Source organism: Williamsia sp. Y853 (genome assembly GCF_056786495.1).
Window position 1 is genome coordinate 1,828,972 of the sequence record NZ_JBXCJC010000001.1, and the last position, 17,598, is coordinate 1,846,569.

A 17,598-nucleotide genomic window follows, 5' to 3' on the forward strand; every position below is an offset into this window, starting at 1 on the left:
CGGTCATTCGCGCCCGATAGTGTCCAGCTCGGCGAGATCGTCATCGGACAGTGTGAGCCCGGCGCCTGCGATGTTCTCGCGGAGGTGCGCGATCGACGACGTGCCGGGAATCAGCAGGATGTTCGGTGATCTGTCCAGCAGCCAGGCCAGGGCAACCGACATCGGACTCGCGCCGAGCCGGGTGGCCACGGAGGAGAGCGCCGAGGACTGGAGTGGGCTGAACCCGCCGAGCGGGAAGAACGGCACGTAGGCGATGCGCTGCGCGGCGAGCCGGTCGATCAGCTCGTCGTCCCGGCGGTGGGCGAGGTTGTACATGTTCTGCACGCACACGATCGGTGCGATGTCCTGTGCTTCGGCAACCTGTTCGGGGGTGACGTTGCTCAGGCCGAGGTGACGGATGAGGCCCTGCCGCTGGAGGTCGACGAGCGTCGTGAACGCTTCATCGACCGGGTCCGCCGCCGTCCCATCGGCGGTGCCGAGTCGTAGGTTCACCAGATCCAGGGTCTGCAGTCCGAGCGATTCGAGGTTCTCCTCGACCTGACGACGCAGCTGATCCGGCTCTCGTGCCGTCGGCCAGCCACCCTGATCGTCGCGCTGCGCACCGACTTTCGTCATGACGTGCAGCGAGTCCGGGTAGGGATGCAGTGCTTCGCGGATCAGCTGGTTGGTGATGCGAGGCCCGTAGACGTCGCTGGTGTCGATGTGGGTGATGCCCAGGTCGACGGCCTCGCGCAGGACGGCGATCGCGCCGTCGGGATCGGCGGGCGGGCCCATGACCCAGGGGCCCGCGAGTTGCATTGCGCCGTAGCCGAAGCGGGTGACGGTCAGATCGCCCAGCGCCCAGGTGCCACCGGGCAGTGTTGCGGAGAGTGTGCTCATGTGGATGTGTCTTTCGTGTCGATCGCGCGTTGGTGCCTCGTGGCGCCTCACTTCACAATCGTCCTGTAACTTCCTATTGGGAAGTGGGCACTTTCGAGTGCCTTTGTCACCCGTAGGTGAGGGAGCAGACGATGAGCACGACAACGGCGGCCGATAAGCGCGCTCAGGCCAAGACCGAATACGACGCATTCCTGGATGTCTGTCCGAGCCGCAAACTGCTCGATCGGCTGTCCGACAAATGGGTCACCCTGATCCTGTGCGCGCTCGGCGGCGGATACCAAGCCGACGAACCCCGTCCGATGCGCTTTTCGGAACTGTCCCGGGCGCTTGCAGGCGTCAGTCAGAAGATGCTCACGCAGACACTGCGTTCGCTGGAGCGGGACGGCTTCATCACGCGTACCGTCACCGCCACCGTCCCCGTCACGGTCTCCTACGAACTCACCGATCTCGGTCTGTCACTGCGTCACCTGATGAGCGGCCTGAAGAACTGGGCCGAGACGCACATGGACGAGGTGGACCAGAACCGCGCAGCACACGATGCCCGCACGGCCGACGGCCCGATCGCCGCGTACTCGATCAGTTGAACTGGCAGCCAGACAGGGGCTTTCCGGCGAAGCGATCGAGGAGGTAGTCGACGCCACCGCCGGGCAGTACACCGTCGGTGATCATCGGCAGTGCGTGATTGGCCGCGGTGCCAGACAGGATCGGCGGGATCCCGTTGCTGCGGAACTCCACCGTTGCGCCCTGGTCGCACCAGTTCTGTGCCAGCCGTCGGGCCTGCGCGTACGGGATGACGTCGTCGTTGAGGCCGTTGGTCACCAGGACCGGTGCGGTCGGGGTGAGTTTGCCGATCTCCTGGTCCTCGATCACCGCGAGCGCGGTGGGGCTGTCCCTCACGTTGTCCAGCATTGACCGTCCGTCCTTCGTCAGCGATGTTGTCGACATGAACGGGTGGGACAGGATGCTGTCGCCGATGCACTCGGTGGAGATCCGCTTCAGGACAGCTTTTCCGGCGTCCGTGAACTTGTTGTCGACCAGGTCCGCCAGCACCGGATGACGCTCGACGAAGCCGTTCAACGCGTAGCCGATCGCTCCGGCGATGAGGTTGTCGTCGATTGCGGGCAGGACGTCGAGAAGGTCGGCGGGTGGTGCGCCGGCGAACGTGCCCTTGACGTTGAGTTCCGGTGCGTAGGTGGGCTGGAGTTCTGCTGCTGCGGCCGCAGCGCCACCGCCCTGCGAGTAACCCCAGAAGGCGATGGGCGCGTCAGCGTCGTCGCCGAGCGACAGTGCCGCCCGCGCGCCGTCGAGCATCGCGTGTGCTTCCTCGGCGCGGTTGACGTAGGTATGGGTGCCGGGGGTACCGAGCCCGATGTAGTCGGTCATGAAGACCCGGGCTCCTTCGGCCAGCCAGCGGTCGGCGGCGATCACCTCGTAGTTGATCGATGCGGAGAGTGGATCGTCGCTCACGCGCAGTGCGGTGGAGAAGTTGCGGGAGGGCGCGCATTGGTCGCCCTGGCCGACGGTTCCCGGGCCGATGACGATCGTCGGCCGGTCACCTTCACCCCGCCACGGGACCGCGGGTTCGACGAAGCTGCCGGTGACGGCGGTGGCGGTGCCGTCCTGGAGTGCGGAGGTGTACATGATCCGCTGTCCTTCGCCCGGCCACGAACCGCTGCGGCCGGGTATCGAGGCGTACAACGGCATCGACTGGGTTTTCAACACGGTCCCGGCGTCGGCGCTGATATCTGCAGGCGGCGTGTAGAAGCCACCAAAGGTGTCAGGTTCGGCCTGCGCCACTGCGATCACCCCAGCGACCTGCACCAATCCCGCAATCGCAATCGTCGATATCAACCGTGACATCCGCATTCATCGCCCCCGTTGGCGTTCCGCCGACGGTATTACCCGCCAGTAACTTATGTGAGTCGGGACGCTATCAGAAGTGTGTGTGGTGGCGAGCACAAGGATGTCTTACGCGTCGCTAATTGTTGTTTTCGGGTTGGGTGAACGCCGGTCTGGCGAATCTGGAACGTGTTATATTTCTGAGGTTCGCCGGACTGGTGTCCAGTCACCAGTCCATATTGCTTCGGAATGTCGGATTCTTTTGCGGAAAGGCTGCAACCATGGACTTCGGGATCGTCCAGTTCACGAGCGATCGGGGCCTTGCGCCGTCGGTGCTCGCTCCGCTCATCGAGGAGGCGGGATTCGATGCGTACTTCGTCCCCGAACACAGTCACATCCCCACCCGGCGGGACGCGGCCCATCCGCAGACCGGTGACTCGTCGCTGCCCGACGACCGTTACATGCGCACGCTCGATCCCTGGGTTTCCCTCAGTGGTGCTGCCGCGGTGACCTCGCGGGTCCGGCTCGGCACCGCAGTTGCGCTTCCGGTGCAATCCGATCCGCTGACACTCGCCAAGAGCATCGCAACACTGGACCACCTGTCCGGCGGTCGGGTGACCCTCGGCGTCGGATTCGGTTGGAACCTGGACGAACTCGGCGATCATCACGTTCCGCCGAAGCGTCGCCGGACCATGTTGCGCGAGTACATCGAGGCCATGCGGGCGCTCTGGTCGCAAGAGGAAGCCGAGTACAGCGGGGAGTTCGTCAACTTCGGGCCCTCGTGGGCCTGGCCCAAGACCGTCCAGCAGCCCGGCCCGCCGGTACTGGTCGGGGCCTCGGGCAACGAAAAGAATTTCAAGTGGATCGCCCGTAGTGCGGACGGTTGGATCACCACGCCGGGGGAGCAGGACATCGAGGGTTCGGTGAGGCTGCTGCAGCAGATCTGGGCTGACGCCGGGCGCGAGGGTGCGCCGCAGATCGTGGTGCTCGACTTCAAGCCGGTCGCCGAGAAGCTCGACCAGTGGCGCGAACTGGGCGTCACCACGGTTCTGTACGGCGTGCCCGACGACAACGCCGAGAAGGCCGGTGCCTATCTGGCGAAGCTCGCAGGCAAGCTGGGCCTGCGCCCGGTCGGCGTCTGACTGTCGACCGGCTGTCAAGACCGCCGACCGTGCCCTCAATACCGCCGAACGTGCCCGTATTGCCGTCGAGCATGCCAAAGTAGCCGTAGCCCAGGGGAATTCACTCAACACCAAGGATGCTGCAGATGGATGCTCACGTCGATTTTCCGGAACTCGGTTGTTATGGACTCGCCGGGCATGCGAACAGCCCGCGCGATCTACTCGGTGAGGTCGAGCTCGCCGAACGCCTGGGCATCGGGTCGATCTTCCTGTCCGAGCGGTTCAACACCAAGGATGCCGCAGTGATGGCCGGTGCGGCAGGCGCGGTCAGTCAGCGGATCGGAATCGCCTCGGCGGCAACCAATCACAACACCCGTCATCCGCTGGTCACGGCAACCATGGCCACGACCCTGCATCGGCTGACCGGGGGGCGCTATGCGCTGGGTCTCGGGCGCGGCTTCGACATGCTCTTCGATGTCATGGGTCTGCCGCGGGTGACCTCGGCGCAGTTGGAGGATGTGGTCGGTATCTACCGGACGCTCTGGTCCGGTGGTGCGGTGGCAGGTCACGACGGGCCTGCGGGCAAATATCCATTCCTCATGCAGGATGCGTCGTTCGATGAAGACATCCCGATCATGATGGTGGCCATCGGTGAGAAGACACTCAAGCTTGCCGGGCGGATCGCCGATGGTGTTGTGCTGCACACCTTTTTCAGTGATGAAACGCTGCACAATGCGGTGCAGACGATCCGGAAGGCTGCTACCGAAGCAGGGCGAGACCCGGCCTCGGTGCGGATCTGGTCGGTACTGGCGACGATCGAGGATTCGATTCCAGAGGAGCTACGCCTCCGAAAACTCGTCGGACGGATGGCTACCTACCTGCAGGGCTATGGCCAGGTCCTGGTCCAGATGAACGGCTGGGATCAGGCAGACCTCGACCGGTTCCGCAATGACGAGTTCGTGCAGAACTTCGCAGGTGCCTTTGATGCGATCGGAACGGTCGACGATCTGAACCGGGTGGCCGAATTGCTTCCCGACCACTGGCTTGCCGCATCGGCGACAGGTAGTGCCAAGGCGTGCGCAGCCCGGATCGCGGACCAATTCGATTGTGGTGCGGACGGAGTCATCATGCACGGTGCGACACCCACAGAACTCATCCCGGTCATCGATGCCTGGCGCCGCGTGCGGCCTGCCGGCCGTTTCGACCACCTTCCCGCGAACCCCGGACGGGTTGCACCATGACACATGTGACCGCGCCCATCGTCACCTCACCTGATGAGCTGACGGCCCGATGGCTCTCGGCTGCGCTCGGAGCGACCGTGGATACCGTCACGGCTGTACCGGTCGGGACCGGCCAGATCGGGACCTGTTACCGGTTGGAACTGACCGGAACGGCTGTGCCGCAGCGACTTCTTGCCAAGTTGCCTGCCACCGACCCGGCGACCCGGGAGATGCTGTCCGGGGTGTACCGGTCCGAAGCCCGCTTCTACACCGACATCGCATCGACCGTCGTCGTCAAGAGTCCGCACTGTTACTACGCGGCGATCTCTGACAGTGGCGCCGATTTCACCCTGTTGCTCGAGGACATGAGCCCGTCGCAGCAGGGTGATCAACTCGCCGGATGCTCGGTTGCGCAGGCCCGGGATGCGGTGATCAATCTCGCGGGGCTCCATGGGCCGCGGTGGTGTGATCCCACACTCCTCGACATCGACGGACTCTCGGTCAACAGCCCCGACAATGCGAAGCTGCTTGCAGAGATGTACGGTCCGGCGACCGAGATCTTCATCGACGCACTCGGAGACCTGATCTCCGATGATGACCAGGAGACGCTCTGGGGTTGTGTTGAGGTGGCGCAAGGTTGGGCCCTGGGCCGCGCCGAGCGGTTCGCGCTGGTCCATGGCGACTACCGGCTCGACAACCTGCTCTTCCCGCCCGGTGGCGGTCAGGGCGTCACCGCCATCGACTGGCAGACCCTGAGTCTGGCCCTGCCCGCGCGCGATCTCGCCTATTTCATCGGAACCAGCCTGTCGCCGGATCTCCGGCGTGAGCACGAATCCGGGCTTGTCGACGACTACCGCCGAGCGCTGAGCGGTTACGGCGTGGCGGACTACAGCGCCGACGATTGTTGGGATGACTATCGATTCGCCATGATCCAGGGTCCGCTGATCTCCGTTTTCGGATGTGCCTACGGCACCCGGACCGATCGTGGCGACGCCATGTTCGCGGCGATGGTGGCGCGATCGTGTGCGGCGATTCGAGATCTGGGCACCCTGGCGCTGGCGCGCTCTACGCACTGATCCAAGCGTCATCGGCGAACTCGGCGTGTTACCACCGAGGAACGCCACGGTTAACGCTGTAATGCCCGATTGACAGCCCTTCAGCAGCTTGGCACTATCGCATAGTGCGAGATGGCGTTCCGCAATGTCGTGTGATCGCCGCTCAAGCTGACATCAATCTGAAGGATTACAGATGACAACTCGAATACTGGAGCCGATCACCGGCCCGAGTGCCTGGCGCGGCGACGAGCTCATGAAGACCGATGAATGGATCTACCGGCTCTCCGACGCCGAGCGGACCGAGCTCGAAGAAGTCGGCCGTGCGTTCGTCTCCGACGATCCAGATCTCCGGACCGTGAGAGCCGAGCAGTATCCGTTGCCGTTATGCGCCAAGGCGATCGAGGTCTTCGCCGCTGCGATGGACTCGGGTCGAGGGTTCGTTCTCGTGCGGGGTCTGCGTACCGATGAGTATGGCGACGCGGTCGCCGGGGCGATCTTTTTCGTGATGGGTCTGCATCTCGGGGTGCCGATGAAGCAGAACGAGGTCGGCGATCTGATCGACCACGTGATCGCGACCTCGAACAAGATGTGGTCGGATCCATCCGCGCTACCGTCGCGCGTGCGGGACCGGCTGCCCTTCCATTCCGACAGCTCGGACGTTGTTGCGTTGATGTGTCTGCGCGGTTCGAAGTCGGGCGGCGCGAGCAGCCTGGTCAGTGGCACCACGATCTACAACGAGATCCTCGCGCGCAGGCCGGATCTGGCTCCATTGCTGTTCGAGGACTGGTACTTCGACTGGTACCGGCAGGATCACGACGCTCCGGCAAAGTTCTACGTGAGCCCGATTGCGAGCTACGTCGACGGTATCTTCTCCACGTACGCGGGCAGTTCGATCATCTTCACGGCGCAGGACTACCCGGAGGTGCCGCGGTTGACGCCTGCCCAGATCGAACTCCTCGAACTGTATGACGAGATCGCGCAGGAACCGGGTCTGGCCATCGACATGGACTTTCAGCCCGGCGACGTGCAGTGGCTGCTCAATTACGCTGCGCTGCATTCGCGTACCTCGTTCGAGGACCACCCCGAACCGGAACGTCGACGTCATCTGCTTCGCCTGTGGCTCAAGCGCGATGTCGGTCGCCCGATGGTCGAGGGTTTCGGTAAGAACGTCGTGCAGGGAAGAGATGAGGCGCGTGGCGATGCCGATTCCGCGGTTGCGAGCCGGGTGAAGCACATCGCCGAAGCGGTTGTCCCTGATCTTGATTGGGGTGCATGACCGCGCTGAGATCTGAGTTCTGAACACTCGGGGCGCCCACACGGATTCTTCTCCGGGTGGGCGCCCTTGTGTTTGCAGGGGGTCACTCCATGATGAGCACGGCCTTGCCGACGGAACCCTGTCGGACCGCGTCGATGGCCTTGTCGATGTCGGCGAACGCGAACTTGGTCATCAGTTGGTCGACCGGAAAGAGCCCGTCGTGGTGGAGCTCGAGGAGTCGTGGCAGGAATGTCTCCGGAACGCTGTTGCCTGCGGTGATGCCGGTCACGCTGCGGCCTGCGAGGATTGAGCGCCATTCGAACGACATCTCGGCACTGGCGCCGACGCCGACAACGCCGCATCGACCGAGCGGCGCCAATGCCGACACCGCGTTGCGGACGACATCGGCACGACCGGTGGCCTCGACCGTGTAGTCGAAACCGCCCGGTGCGATCTCGTCCAGGATCGTCAGCAGGTCCGGGTCGTCGCTGCGGACCGTGTGCGTGGCGCCGATGCGGGCGGCCTGAGCGAGCTTCGCGTCACTGACGTCAACGGCCACGATCGCCCCACACTTCTCGATGGCTGCGGCCATCACCGCTGCCGCTCCGACGCCGCCGACCCCGAACACGGCGATGGTCGAATCGGGCTGGGGGCGCAACACATTCATCACGGCCCCGGCGCCGGTCTGGAATCCGCATCCGAAGGGTCCGGAGGTGTGGAGGTCGGTGTGGTCGGGGACCCGGACGACGCTGCTCCGGCGGGCGACCACTCGGGTGGCGAAGGACGACTGTCCCAGGAAGTGCCCACCGACAGGCGAGTGCGGGTACGCGCTGCCGCTGTAGGACAACGCCTTTGTGCCGTCCGGTCGGGAACCGATGAAGTTGTGGGTCCAGAATTGCTCGCAGTAAGCCGGAGCGCCGGATCGGCAAGGCTTGCACGTGTCGCATCGCGCGAACGTCATCGTGACCTTGTCGCCAACGGCGAGATCGGTGACACCGGCGCCGAGGGCCTCGACGATTCCGGCACCCTCGTGTCCGAGGACCACCGGAGTACTCATCATCGTGGCAAACTCGAGGTCGGTGCCGCAGATGCCCGAACTCGACACCCGGACGAGTACTTCTCCTTCTGCGGGACCTTCCAGGACGAGTTCTTCTAGTTCGAAGGGGCCGCCCTCGTGGCGGACCACAGCGGCGGTGACGGCGTAAACATCAGGTTTCATTGTCTTAGAATAAGAGATGCCGTCTTGACTTGCGCGATCAAGCTGCGACTATTTGCTTATGGTAATCGAAGTACCCGAAGCTTCTCATTTCATCGCCGGTGGCTGGGTTCCGGGCGGCGGCAACCCAATCGAGCTGATCGACCCCTCGACAGAAGCCGCCTACTTCACTGTGGCGCGTGGAGACGCCTCGACGGTCGATGTGGCCGTTGCCGCGGCGCGCGAGGCCGCACCCGCATGGGCGGCGACCTCGGCCTCTGATCGTGGTGCCGCTCTGGCGAGATGGGCACGTGCACTGGAAGAAAACGCGGACACGCTGGCCGCACTCGAATCCCGCGACGTCGGCAAGCCGCTGTGGGGTGGTTCGATGAACATCGCCATCGCGACCTCGATCGTCAACTATTTCGCCGGTGCGGCAGACAAACTCACCGGTGCCACGCTGCCGACTCGCACGCCCGACTTCCACGGCTACACCCTGCTGCAGCCGCTGGGGGTGTGCGCGGTCATCACACCGTGGAACGTGCCGGCAGTGCTGGCCGCTGCCAATGTTGCGCCTGCACTCGCCGCGGGTAACACCGTCGTACTCAAGCCCTCCGAAGAGGCCCCGCGGGTCATCCTGGCCATGGCGGCGCTTGCTGCGCAGGCCGGCCTCCCTGCCGGTGTGTTCAACGTGGTCACCGGACTTTCCGACGCCGGTGCCGCACTCACCGCGCATCGCGGTATCGACCACATCTCGTTTGTCGGGTCGACGGCGACAGGTCGCGCGGTCATGCACGCCGCTGCGGAGTCGTTGACACCGGTGAAGCTCGAATTGGGCGGCAAATCACCCAACATCGTGTTCGCCGACGCCGATCTGGATGTCGCGCTGCCTGCCATCGTCGGCTCGATCACCGAAAATGCGGGCCAGAACTGTTATGCCGGTTCGCGATTGGTGGTCAGCGCCGAGATCGTCGGCGAGGTGCGCGAGCGGGTCGTCGAGCTGATGCGGGGCGTGCGGGTCGGTGACTGGGAGGCAAACCTCGACATGGGTCCGCTGGTCAACCGCGTTCAGTACGAACGGGTTCAGGGATTTCTCGACGCTGCGCCGGACGAGGGCGGGAAGATTCTCACCGGTGGCGGCAGGCCGACAGGAGTCGGGGACACCGGCTGGTTCATCGAACCGACGGTGATCGACAACGCCGAGTCGTCCTCGCGGATCATTCGCGAGGAGGTCTTCGGGCCGGTACTCGCGCTGCAGACCTTCTCCACCGATGCCGAGGCGCTGTCGATCGCCAATGACACGGATTTCGGTCTGCTGGCATCGATCTGGACCGGCGATGTCTCCCGCGCACTGCGGATGGCGGCGTCCGTGCAGGCCGGTCAGGTGTCGGTGAACCAGTTCGCCGATTCCGGGGTCATCGGATTCCCGTTCAACATGAGCAAGGACAGCGGCTTCAGCAGCGGCGGGGGCTATCGCGCAATGCGCGAGTACACCCAGGAAAAGGGCGTGGCGATCCGGCTACTACCGGCCTGACCCGAGGCGAACCCCGGTGGCGCGGCCGGGAAACACCGCGCATGAGATTCGATGCCTGAAAGTCAATATCATGACCGCACAGCTTGGCAACATGTCATTCGACCACCACTCCGACGAGTGCAACTCCGATCCCGTTGCGTACTACCGTGATCGGCGATCCGGCTGCCCGGTCGGGTGGACGGACGCACACGAGGGCTACTGGTACACCACGCGGTGGTCCGACATCGCGGCGATCGCCCGGGACGATGAGGATTACTCCTCGGAGCGCCAGAATCCCGGTGACGGGGTCTCGTTTGTCATACCCCGGGGCGGCGGCCTGGTGCAGTACCCCATCGAACTCGATCCACCGGCGTCGCAGCCGTACCGAGACCTGATCAATCCGCTTCTCACCCCGGACGCGGTGCATGCACTGAAGCCGATGATCGCCGAGCTGACGACTCGCGTCATCGACCGGTTCATCGAGTCGGGTTCTTGTGACCTCGTCACCGATCTCACGAATCCGCTGCCGACGGCGGTCACCCTGACCTGGGTGGGATTTCCCGAGGAGGACTTCCCGCTGCTCGCCGGTCCCGTCCACGACATCTTCGCGGCTCCGGCAGGCAGCGAGCGCAGCATGCGTGGGGTCGCCGGACTGGGTTACCTCGAGCAACGGGTGCGCGAATTGCTCGCCGCGCGGCGAGCGGAACCGGCCGCGGATGTCCTGACCACACTGGTACAGGCCGTCCACCCCGAAGGACGGCCGTTCACCGACGACGAATTGGTCTCGGTGACCTACCTGCTGGTCGCCGGAGGGGTGGACACCACTACGTCGCTGACCGGATCGACGCTGGTCTGGTTGGCCAGGAATCCCGCTGAGCGTGATCGCCTGATCTCGCAACCGGAGACCCTGGAGAACGCGACAGAGGAGTTTCTCCGGGTCTTTGCACCCTCGCAGGCGATGGCCAGGACCGCGGTCACCGACACCACCGTCGGTGGTTGCCCGGTGCAGGCAGGCCAGAGGGTGCTGCTGCCCTGGGTGGCGGCCAACCACGATCCAGAGGTCTTCGACGAGCCCGAGTCGGTGCGGCTCGACCGCGATGCGCGCAGGCACCTGTCATTCGGAATCGGCAGCCACCGTTGTCCGGGAGCGCATTTGGCGCGGGCGATGTTCACCGAGATGATCACGCAGGTCCTGACCCGGCTGCCCGATTACGTGATCGACGAGAACGCGGTGGTGCCGTACCCGACGCTCGGGAATCAGGCGGGCTGGGATCGGGTGCCTGCCACCTTCACACCCGGCCCGGTCGATCCGTCCACCACATTCGCACTCGGAACCGTTCGGGTGGAATCCGTCCGCCAGGTCGCCGACGGGGTCGTCGAGTTGACACTGCGGCATCCCGCGGAGCAGCGACTACCGGAGTGGACACCCGGTGCACACCTCCCGGTGACCCTGCCATCGAGTACGCGCAGACATTACTCGCTGTGTGGTGACCCGCAGGACCTGCGCAGCTACCGAATCGCGGTGCTGCTGGAGGAATCCGGGCGGGGTGGCTCCGCCGAGATCCATCAGCGACTCGGTGCCGGATCAACCTTGAACATCGAACCTCCGCGCAACAAGTTCCGGCTCCAGGACGCGCCGGAGTATCTCTTCATCGCCGGTGGCATCGGTGTGACCCCGATACTGCCGATGGTGAAAGATGCGCTGGCGCAGCAGGCCCGGGTCACGATGCTCTACTGCGGCCGCGGCCGTGCTTCGATGGCCTACGTCGACGAATTGCGCGAGCTGCTCGGCGAGTCCCTGACGATCGTGGACACGGCCGAAAGTCTCCGCCCGGACATCGCGTCATGGGTGAGCGCGATCGGCGATGATGCACTGATCTATTGCTGCGGTCCGTATTCGATGACCGCAGCAGTCGAGAATGCCGCCCGCGGCGCGGGTTCGTCGAAGAGATTCCGGAGAGAACACTTCGGCACGGTTCCGGAGAACTCGCTCGGCACGGCGCCGAGCGTCCCGGACCGGGAGTTTGCGGTGACCCTGGCGCGCAGTGGGACAACCCTGACCGTACCTGTCGGCCGAACGCTGCTCGACGCCATATCCGAGGCGGTTCCTGGCATCTCGCGCGACTGCGAGGAAGGGTATTGCGGCGCCTGCGAGACGCGGGTACTCGCCGGCAAGCCATTGCACCGGGATTCGGTGTTGACGGAAGAAGAACGGACCGCGAACCGATCGATGATGGTCTGCGTCGGGCGGGCGTGCGGCGAGGATTTGATCCTGGATTTGTGAGTTCCTCACAGCAGGTAAGAGATATTCGGCAGGCATGCATCGTTCGGTGCCGCAGAGACGAAGGTCCCCTCCATACTTCAGTGAAGAAAGTCTAAAAGAGCGTGAATAAACACGAATACGGCATATTCCTACCCATCAGCAACGGCGGTTGGATCGTCTCCGACACCGCGCCGCCCATCGAGGCCACTTACGATTACAATCGCGAAATCGCTGTGGCGGCAGACCAGCTCGGTTTCGACTTCATCATGTCGCAGGGAAAATGGCGCGGATACGGTGGCCGGACCGATCATTGGGGCAGAACCCTCGAGTCGATGACGATGATGTCGGGCCTGGCCGAGGCGACAGAGCGGGTCAAGATCTGGTCGACAGTGCACACCATCTTGTTCAACCCGGCGATCGTCGCGAAGATGTTCACAACACTCGACCAGATCAGCGGCGGGCGTTGCGGCATGAACATCGTGGTCGGCTCGTTCTCTGAAGAGTTCGCCCAGATGGGTATGTGGCCCGAAGAGCTCGATCATGCGGCGCGCTACCGCTATTCGGAAGAATGGGTTCAGGTTCTGCTGGCGTTGTGGAGCCAGGACGAGGTGACCCACCACGGCGAGTTCTTTGACATGAATGCCTGCTCGTCGCGGCCGCACCCGCCTGCAACACCGACGCTCATCTCGGCAGGACGATCACCGGCCGGTCTGGAATTCCAGGCGAAGTATTGCGACGCATCGTTTCTGTCGGCGCATGAGCTCGACGGCCTGCGAAAGGTGAGCAGGGAAGCGAAGGCGGCCGCGGTGGACCAGGGACGGAGTCTACGCACCTACGCGATGGCGACGATCGTGATGGGTGATACGGACGCGGACGCTCAACGCAGGTTCGATGTGTACGGTGCGGGCGCGGATCAAGAAGCTCTGCGCAACATGGCGATCGCTTATGGCATGCCGGTCGACAAGAACGACGCACCGGGGGCGAAGGCACTGGAGCAGAGCGGCTTTCAGACCGAGGTCATCAAGGGTTCGGCGTCGACGGTCACCGAGAAGATCCACGAGATGGTCGACTACGCCGAACTCGACGGCCTGATGTTGATCTTCCCGGACTACGTGCCCGACATGAACGCGTTCGCCGAGGCTGTTCTTCCCGCGCTGTCCACGGTGGTGACCTCGTGAGCGCGCTACCCGGGCCGATTGCCGACGGCGCACTGCTCGTGATCGACGTGCAGAACTCCTTCGCTGATCCGGCGGTCCTCGACTGGGTTGGCGACGAGGGTCGCGCGGCGGTCGCGGCAGCCGTCGAGCGAACCGGTGCGCTCGTCGAGGCGGCCAGGACCGCGGGCTTGCAGGTGATCTGGGTGTCCTTGGTGCAGGATCGTGAGAAGCCCTGGGCGGCATCGTTGTGGCTACGCGACATCGAACCGGAGGATTGGCCCGGTCCGGCCGAACCCTGTGTCGCCGGGACATCGGGCACCGACATCTACTCGCTGCGCCCGGCGCCAGGGGAATGGCATATCGCCAAGCGGCGATATAGCTCATTCTTCGAGACGGACCTGCACGCCCGGTTGAGTGAAGCCGGAGTGCAGTGGCTGCTGGTTGCCGGAGTGACAACCGAATGCTGCGTTTTGGCAACGGTTTTCGATGCCGCGCAACTCGGATACCACGTCGTTCTGGCCGAGGATGCAACGGCCAGTTACGAGCTGTCGACACATGAGGGCGCGGTCACCGCACTGACCTTGCATGCGGCGAAGAAGATCTCCACAGCCGACGCTGTGGATGCGCTGTCGACACACGTCGCTGCGGGATCGCGGTGAACGTGAACGAATCGGCGCAGATGGCATTGGCCTTCGATCTGTCGTTCACCCACACGGAGGGTCGCTGGGCGGTTCCGGGTTCCTGGGTCGGCTCCGACTATCCCGACGTCGGTATGTTCACGGAATTGGCCAGGACCGCCGAACGCGGCGGCATCGACATGCTGTTCTTCGGCGACGGGGTCGGGATCCCGGATACGTGGGAAGGTTCGGCCGACGCCGCGATCCGATGGGGGATCTCGTGGCCCCGCCATGACATGTCGCCGATCATCGCCGCACTCGGCCAGGCGACATCGCGGATCGGCTTCGGACTGACGTACTCCTCGACGTACATGCATCCGTTTTACGTAGCGCGGCTGCTCAATTCACTCGATCACGTGACCGGCGGGCGGATGGCGTTCAACGTGGTGGCCTCTGCCCGGACGTCGGATGCGGCGAACTATGGTTTCGACACGTTGATGGATCACGGCACCCGGTATGAACGGATGGAAGAGTTCGTCGACGTCTGTCAGCGCTTGTGGGACTCGGTCGAACCGGCAGCGATCGTGCGCGATCACCAGACCCGGGTGTTCGCCGACCCGACCAAGGTCCACCGCCTCGACCACGACGGCAAACACTTCAAGGTGCGGGGTCCACTTCCGAGTGTGCCCAGTCCCCAGCGCAGACCTGTTCTGGTACAGGCCGGTTCATCGCCCAGGGGGATCGCGGCATCCGCTGCGTTCGCCGACGTGGTCTTCGGCTCGGGCGGACACCTCGACTCCCAGCGGCGACACAGATCGGAGTTGGACAAAGCTCTGGACAAGGCCGGGCGGGAGCCGGCGTCGGTGGGCATCCTGTGGGCCATCCAAGTGGTACTCGGTGCGAGCAGAAGCGAGGCGATCGCCCGGCGTGAAGAGCTGCTCGGGATGCTTCCCATGGAAGGCGTCGGAGCCTATCTCTCCTACAACACCGGCTATGACTTCTCGGTATTGCCTGCCTCCTTCGTACTCGGCGAATTGCGGCAATCGATCGTCGACGCGCAGGGCACACAGTCGGGCTTCGTGGATCGGCTGATTTCCGACCATGGTGCCCAAACCCGACTCAGCAGAAAGGAATTCTTCGATGAGGGCTGGCGATACTCCACCGGGTACGACCAGACCATCGCCGGAACAGCCGCTGACGTCGCCGACGAGATGGAGGGCCAATTCGAGGCGACGGGTTCACTCGGTGGTTTCATGATCTCTAATCCGCTTCGGACACCTGGGGCCGTCAACGACGTGGTCGACCATCTCGTTCCTGAGTTGCGCTCGCGCGGACTTCGTCCGCCCGACTACCCGGGAACGACGTTGCGTGCCAACCTGCTCGGCGCCAATCTGTTGGGGGAATCCGAGAACAGCGTCTCGGTATAGGCGACACTTCTCGCCGAAATCGAAGAGGCCGCCCATTGCCAGTTCAATGGGTGGCCTCTTCTTTGGATTCTGGCCCAAATGTGCCAGATCCTGCCTGTTAGCAGTGTCTTTCGTTACTGATGCATTACGTCTCTTAATACTGTGTTTCGTCTTTCGGTAGGCGTCCGCTGCCGATTGACACGGCCACGAAAACCGGAAACCATCTCATAAAGCGGTACGCCATCCCGTATTGAGTCAAAGGACAAACTCTGTGAACGCCTCCCAGTCATCTACGAGCAATCGCTCGTCCACCCGGCAGGTCGTCGATCTGGCTGGTCGAACCCCGGCTCAGAAGCAGGGCTTGCTCTCGCACCTGATCATTCCGCGGCCGATCGCCATGATCACCACCGTCTCCGCCGACGGCACGGTCAATGTCGCGCCGTACAGCTACTACATGCCGGTCTGTGGTGAACCGCCGACGATCGCCATCACGATCGGAAGCCTCCGCGAGGCAACGGATGGACCGAAGGACACCTGGGCCAACATCGAACGCACGGGTGAGTTCGTCGTCAACGTCACCGGCGGTGGCATGGCCGATCACATCGAGGCGGTCGCGCGCGAATACCCAAATGACGTGTCGGAGTTGGATATCACGGGGTGGGGGACAACCGAATCGCAGGTGGTTGCCGTGCCGTCCCTCATCGACAGCCCCGCCAATCTGGAATGCCGTGTGCTCGACGTGATCCATCGGGGTGAGCCGGAGGTCCGATTCTCCGGGGTACACATCGTGCTCGCCGAGGTCGTCTCGATCACCGTCGACGAATCGATACTCATAGAGCCGGATCGCATAGACCCCACACGTGTCGCGCCGGTCGGCCGGATGGGCTTCCCCCACTTCGTCCGGGCCGAAGGCGGCGCGCTGTTCCAGCAAGAACGTATTGCCTACGCCGACCTGTGATCTGCCCCCATTCCTGATCCATCTCACTCCCTTGGAGGGATTGAACAATGTCAAAATCGCGCATCATTCAGGCTGCGGCGGTCGCTTGCGTCGCGCTGGCCGCACTCACCGCGTGCTCGGACCGCGGCAACAGTGACACCAGCGGCGGCGGGTCTGCACAGTCGACATCCGGATCTCAACCCGACGTGAACGGCGATGGCAAAGTTGTTGTCGGCGTGCTCAGTCCGGGCGACCTAAACGACAACGGGTACTACGAGACGTTTGTCGCCAGTGCACAGGAGTTCGTCGACGCGAACGACTGGACCCTGATCAAGGTCGGCTCGGTCAATCCGGCAGCTGTGCTGGAACAGGCCCGTAACCTGTGCAGGCAGAATGTCGACCTCATCGCGATCGCCGCGCAGGAACTCAAGGATGCGCTGCCTGCCGCGGAAGAACCGGTCTGCGCCAACACCAACTGGTACTCGCCGGCAGGCACCGGGATCGAGCCGACAGCCAACGTGACCGTGTCGAAGGATTTCGTCAACGAGGCGATGCTCGCCGCCGGTTACGCAAACGGCATCCTGATGCGCGAGCGGAACGCCACCAAAGCCGGTTACATTTCCGGACCCGAGCTCGATTTCTCGGTGATGGCTGCCAAGGCGTTCGAAGTGGGTATCAAACAGTTGATCCCGAATGCGACTCTGGCGACCACGTATACAGGTGACTTCAACGACTCGGCGAAAGCGCGGGAAGCGGCTCAGGCACAGATCAGCCAGGGCGTCGAGGCTCTCTACCCGTATCTGGGTGGCGCGACGGACAGCGTTGGCGAGCTCGGAACCAAGGCAGGCGTCATCCTGTCGACCCCGGGTACCGACCGCTGCGGCGAGACGGCCATCAAGTGGGGTGTCTCGGTGATCTTCGATCCGGGTGCGTATTTCGCAGCCGCGCTGGAGAAGTTCAAGAACGGTGAGCTCACGATGGGCGAGGTCCGTGAATGGCACATGGGTAAGGACTCTGTTCCGACCGTGAAGCTGTGTAACGGCACCGACGCCCAGAACGCTGAACTGGCCACCTTCATCGAGAAGATCGGCACCGGTGAGATCGTGCCGGACGACGTCATCGCGAAATCGGGCGTGTAGAG

The 17,598-nt window shown here is 63.8% G+C and carries 15 protein-coding genes; 12 read left to right on the top strand and 3 right to left on the bottom strand.

Annotated elements, in window-relative coordinates:
- Positions 1-3: 3 nt before the first annotated feature.
- Positions 4-879: an aldo/keto reductase family oxidoreductase gene (locus AC1TPF_RS08495; protein WP_482143490.1), complete on the bottom strand. Its 876-nt coding sequence runs from the start codon at positions 877-879 to the stop codon at positions 4-6.
- Between the two features lie 131 nt (positions 880-1,010).
- On the opposite strand from AC1TPF_RS08495, the gene AC1TPF_RS08500 reads away from it, so the two are divergent.
- Positions 1,011-1,463: a winged helix-turn-helix transcriptional regulator gene (locus tag AC1TPF_RS08500; RefSeq protein ID WP_482135558.1), complete on the top strand. Its 453-nt coding sequence runs from the start codon at positions 1,011-1,013 to the stop codon at positions 1,461-1,463.
- Here AC1TPF_RS08500 and AC1TPF_RS08505 read toward each other — a convergent pair.
- Positions 1,456-2,739 carry a lipase family protein gene (locus tag AC1TPF_RS08505; protein ID WP_482143491.1) on the bottom strand — a complete coding sequence of 428 codons (1,284 nt, stop codon included), beginning with the start codon at positions 2,737-2,739 and terminating at the stop codon, positions 1,456-1,458. The genes AC1TPF_RS08500 and AC1TPF_RS08505 overlap by 8 nt on opposite strands.
- Before the next feature lie 260 nt (positions 2,740-2,999).
- On the opposite strand from AC1TPF_RS08505, the gene AC1TPF_RS08510 reads away from it, so the two are divergent.
- The 4 genes from AC1TPF_RS08510 (at position 3,000) to AC1TPF_RS08525 (ending at position 7,390) form a co-directional block, all read left to right on the top strand.
- Entirely contained in the window at positions 3,000-3,860 is an 861-nt protein-coding gene (locus AC1TPF_RS08510; protein ID WP_482135556.1) for an LLM class F420-dependent oxidoreductase, read from the top strand.
- 125 nt (positions 3,861-3,985) lie between these two features.
- Positions 3,986-5,080 (top strand): TIGR03857 family LLM class F420-dependent oxidoreductase, encoded by a 1,095-nt coding sequence (locus AC1TPF_RS08515; RefSeq protein WP_482135555.1) that lies wholly within the window; start codon positions 3,986-3,988, stop codon positions 5,078-5,080.
- 5 nt (positions 5,081-5,085) lie between these two features.
- Positions 5,086-6,135 (top strand): phosphotransferase, encoded by a 1,050-nt coding sequence (locus tag AC1TPF_RS08520; protein ID WP_482143493.1) that lies wholly within the window; start codon positions 5,086-5,088, stop codon positions 6,133-6,135.
- Positions 6,136-6,307: 172 nt separating this feature from the next.
- Positions 6,308-7,390: a TauD/TfdA family dioxygenase gene (locus tag AC1TPF_RS08525; protein ID WP_482143495.1), complete on the top strand. Its 1,083-nt coding sequence runs from the start codon at positions 6,308-6,310 to the stop codon at positions 7,388-7,390.
- 82 nt (positions 7,391-7,472) lie between these two features.
- Here the strand turns inward: AC1TPF_RS08525 and AC1TPF_RS08530 are convergent, their stop codons facing one another.
- The gene (locus AC1TPF_RS08530) at positions 7,473-8,588 is read right to left on the bottom strand and encodes an NAD(P)-dependent alcohol dehydrogenase (RefSeq protein WP_482143497.1); all 1,116 of its coding nucleotides are present in this window, start codon (positions 8,586-8,588) and stop codon (positions 7,473-7,475) included.
- 58 nt (positions 8,589-8,646) lie between these two features.
- Here AC1TPF_RS08530 and AC1TPF_RS08535 point away from each other — a divergent pair, with 58 nt between their 5' ends.
- The 7 genes from AC1TPF_RS08535 to AC1TPF_RS08565 all read left to right on the top strand — a co-directional run bounded on the left by AC1TPF_RS08535 (position 8,647) and on the right by AC1TPF_RS08565 (position 17,596).
- Complete coding sequence (locus AC1TPF_RS08535; RefSeq protein WP_482143499.1) at positions 8,647-10,098, top strand: aldehyde dehydrogenase family protein; 1,452 nt, start codon at positions 8,647-8,649, stop codon at positions 10,096-10,098.
- Between the two features lie 70 nt (positions 10,099-10,168).
- A complete protein-coding gene (locus AC1TPF_RS08540) occupies positions 10,169-12,361 on the top strand; it encodes a cytochrome P450/oxidoreductase (protein WP_482143501.1) in 2,193 nt (730 codons plus the stop codon).
- Positions 12,362-12,462: 101 nt separating this feature from the next.
- On the top strand, positions 12,463-13,518 hold the full coding sequence (locus AC1TPF_RS08545; protein ID WP_482135549.1) for an LLM class flavin-dependent oxidoreductase: 1,056 nt from the start codon (positions 12,463-12,465) through the stop codon (positions 13,516-13,518).
- On the top strand, positions 13,515-14,156 hold the full coding sequence (locus AC1TPF_RS08550; protein WP_482143502.1) for a cysteine hydrolase family protein: 642 nt from the start codon (positions 13,515-13,517) through the stop codon (positions 14,154-14,156). Before AC1TPF_RS08545 ends, AC1TPF_RS08550 begins: the two co-directional genes overlap by 4 nt.
- The gene (locus AC1TPF_RS08555; RefSeq protein WP_482135547.1) at positions 14,153-15,541 is read left to right on the top strand and encodes an NtaA/DmoA family FMN-dependent monooxygenase; all 1,389 of its coding nucleotides are present in this window, start codon (positions 14,153-14,155) and stop codon (positions 15,539-15,541) included. Before AC1TPF_RS08550 ends, AC1TPF_RS08555 begins: the two co-directional genes overlap by 4 nt.
- Before the next feature lie 250 nt (positions 15,542-15,791).
- Positions 15,792-16,478: a flavin reductase family protein gene (locus AC1TPF_RS08560; RefSeq protein ID WP_482135546.1), complete on the top strand. Its 687-nt coding sequence runs from the start codon at positions 15,792-15,794 to the stop codon at positions 16,476-16,478.
- A 47-nt stretch (positions 16,479-16,525) separates the two neighbouring features.
- Entirely contained in the window at positions 16,526-17,596 is a 1,071-nt protein-coding gene (locus AC1TPF_RS08565) for a BMP family ABC transporter substrate-binding protein (RefSeq protein ID WP_482143504.1), read from the top strand.
- Positions 17,597-17,598: the final 2 nt, after the last annotated feature.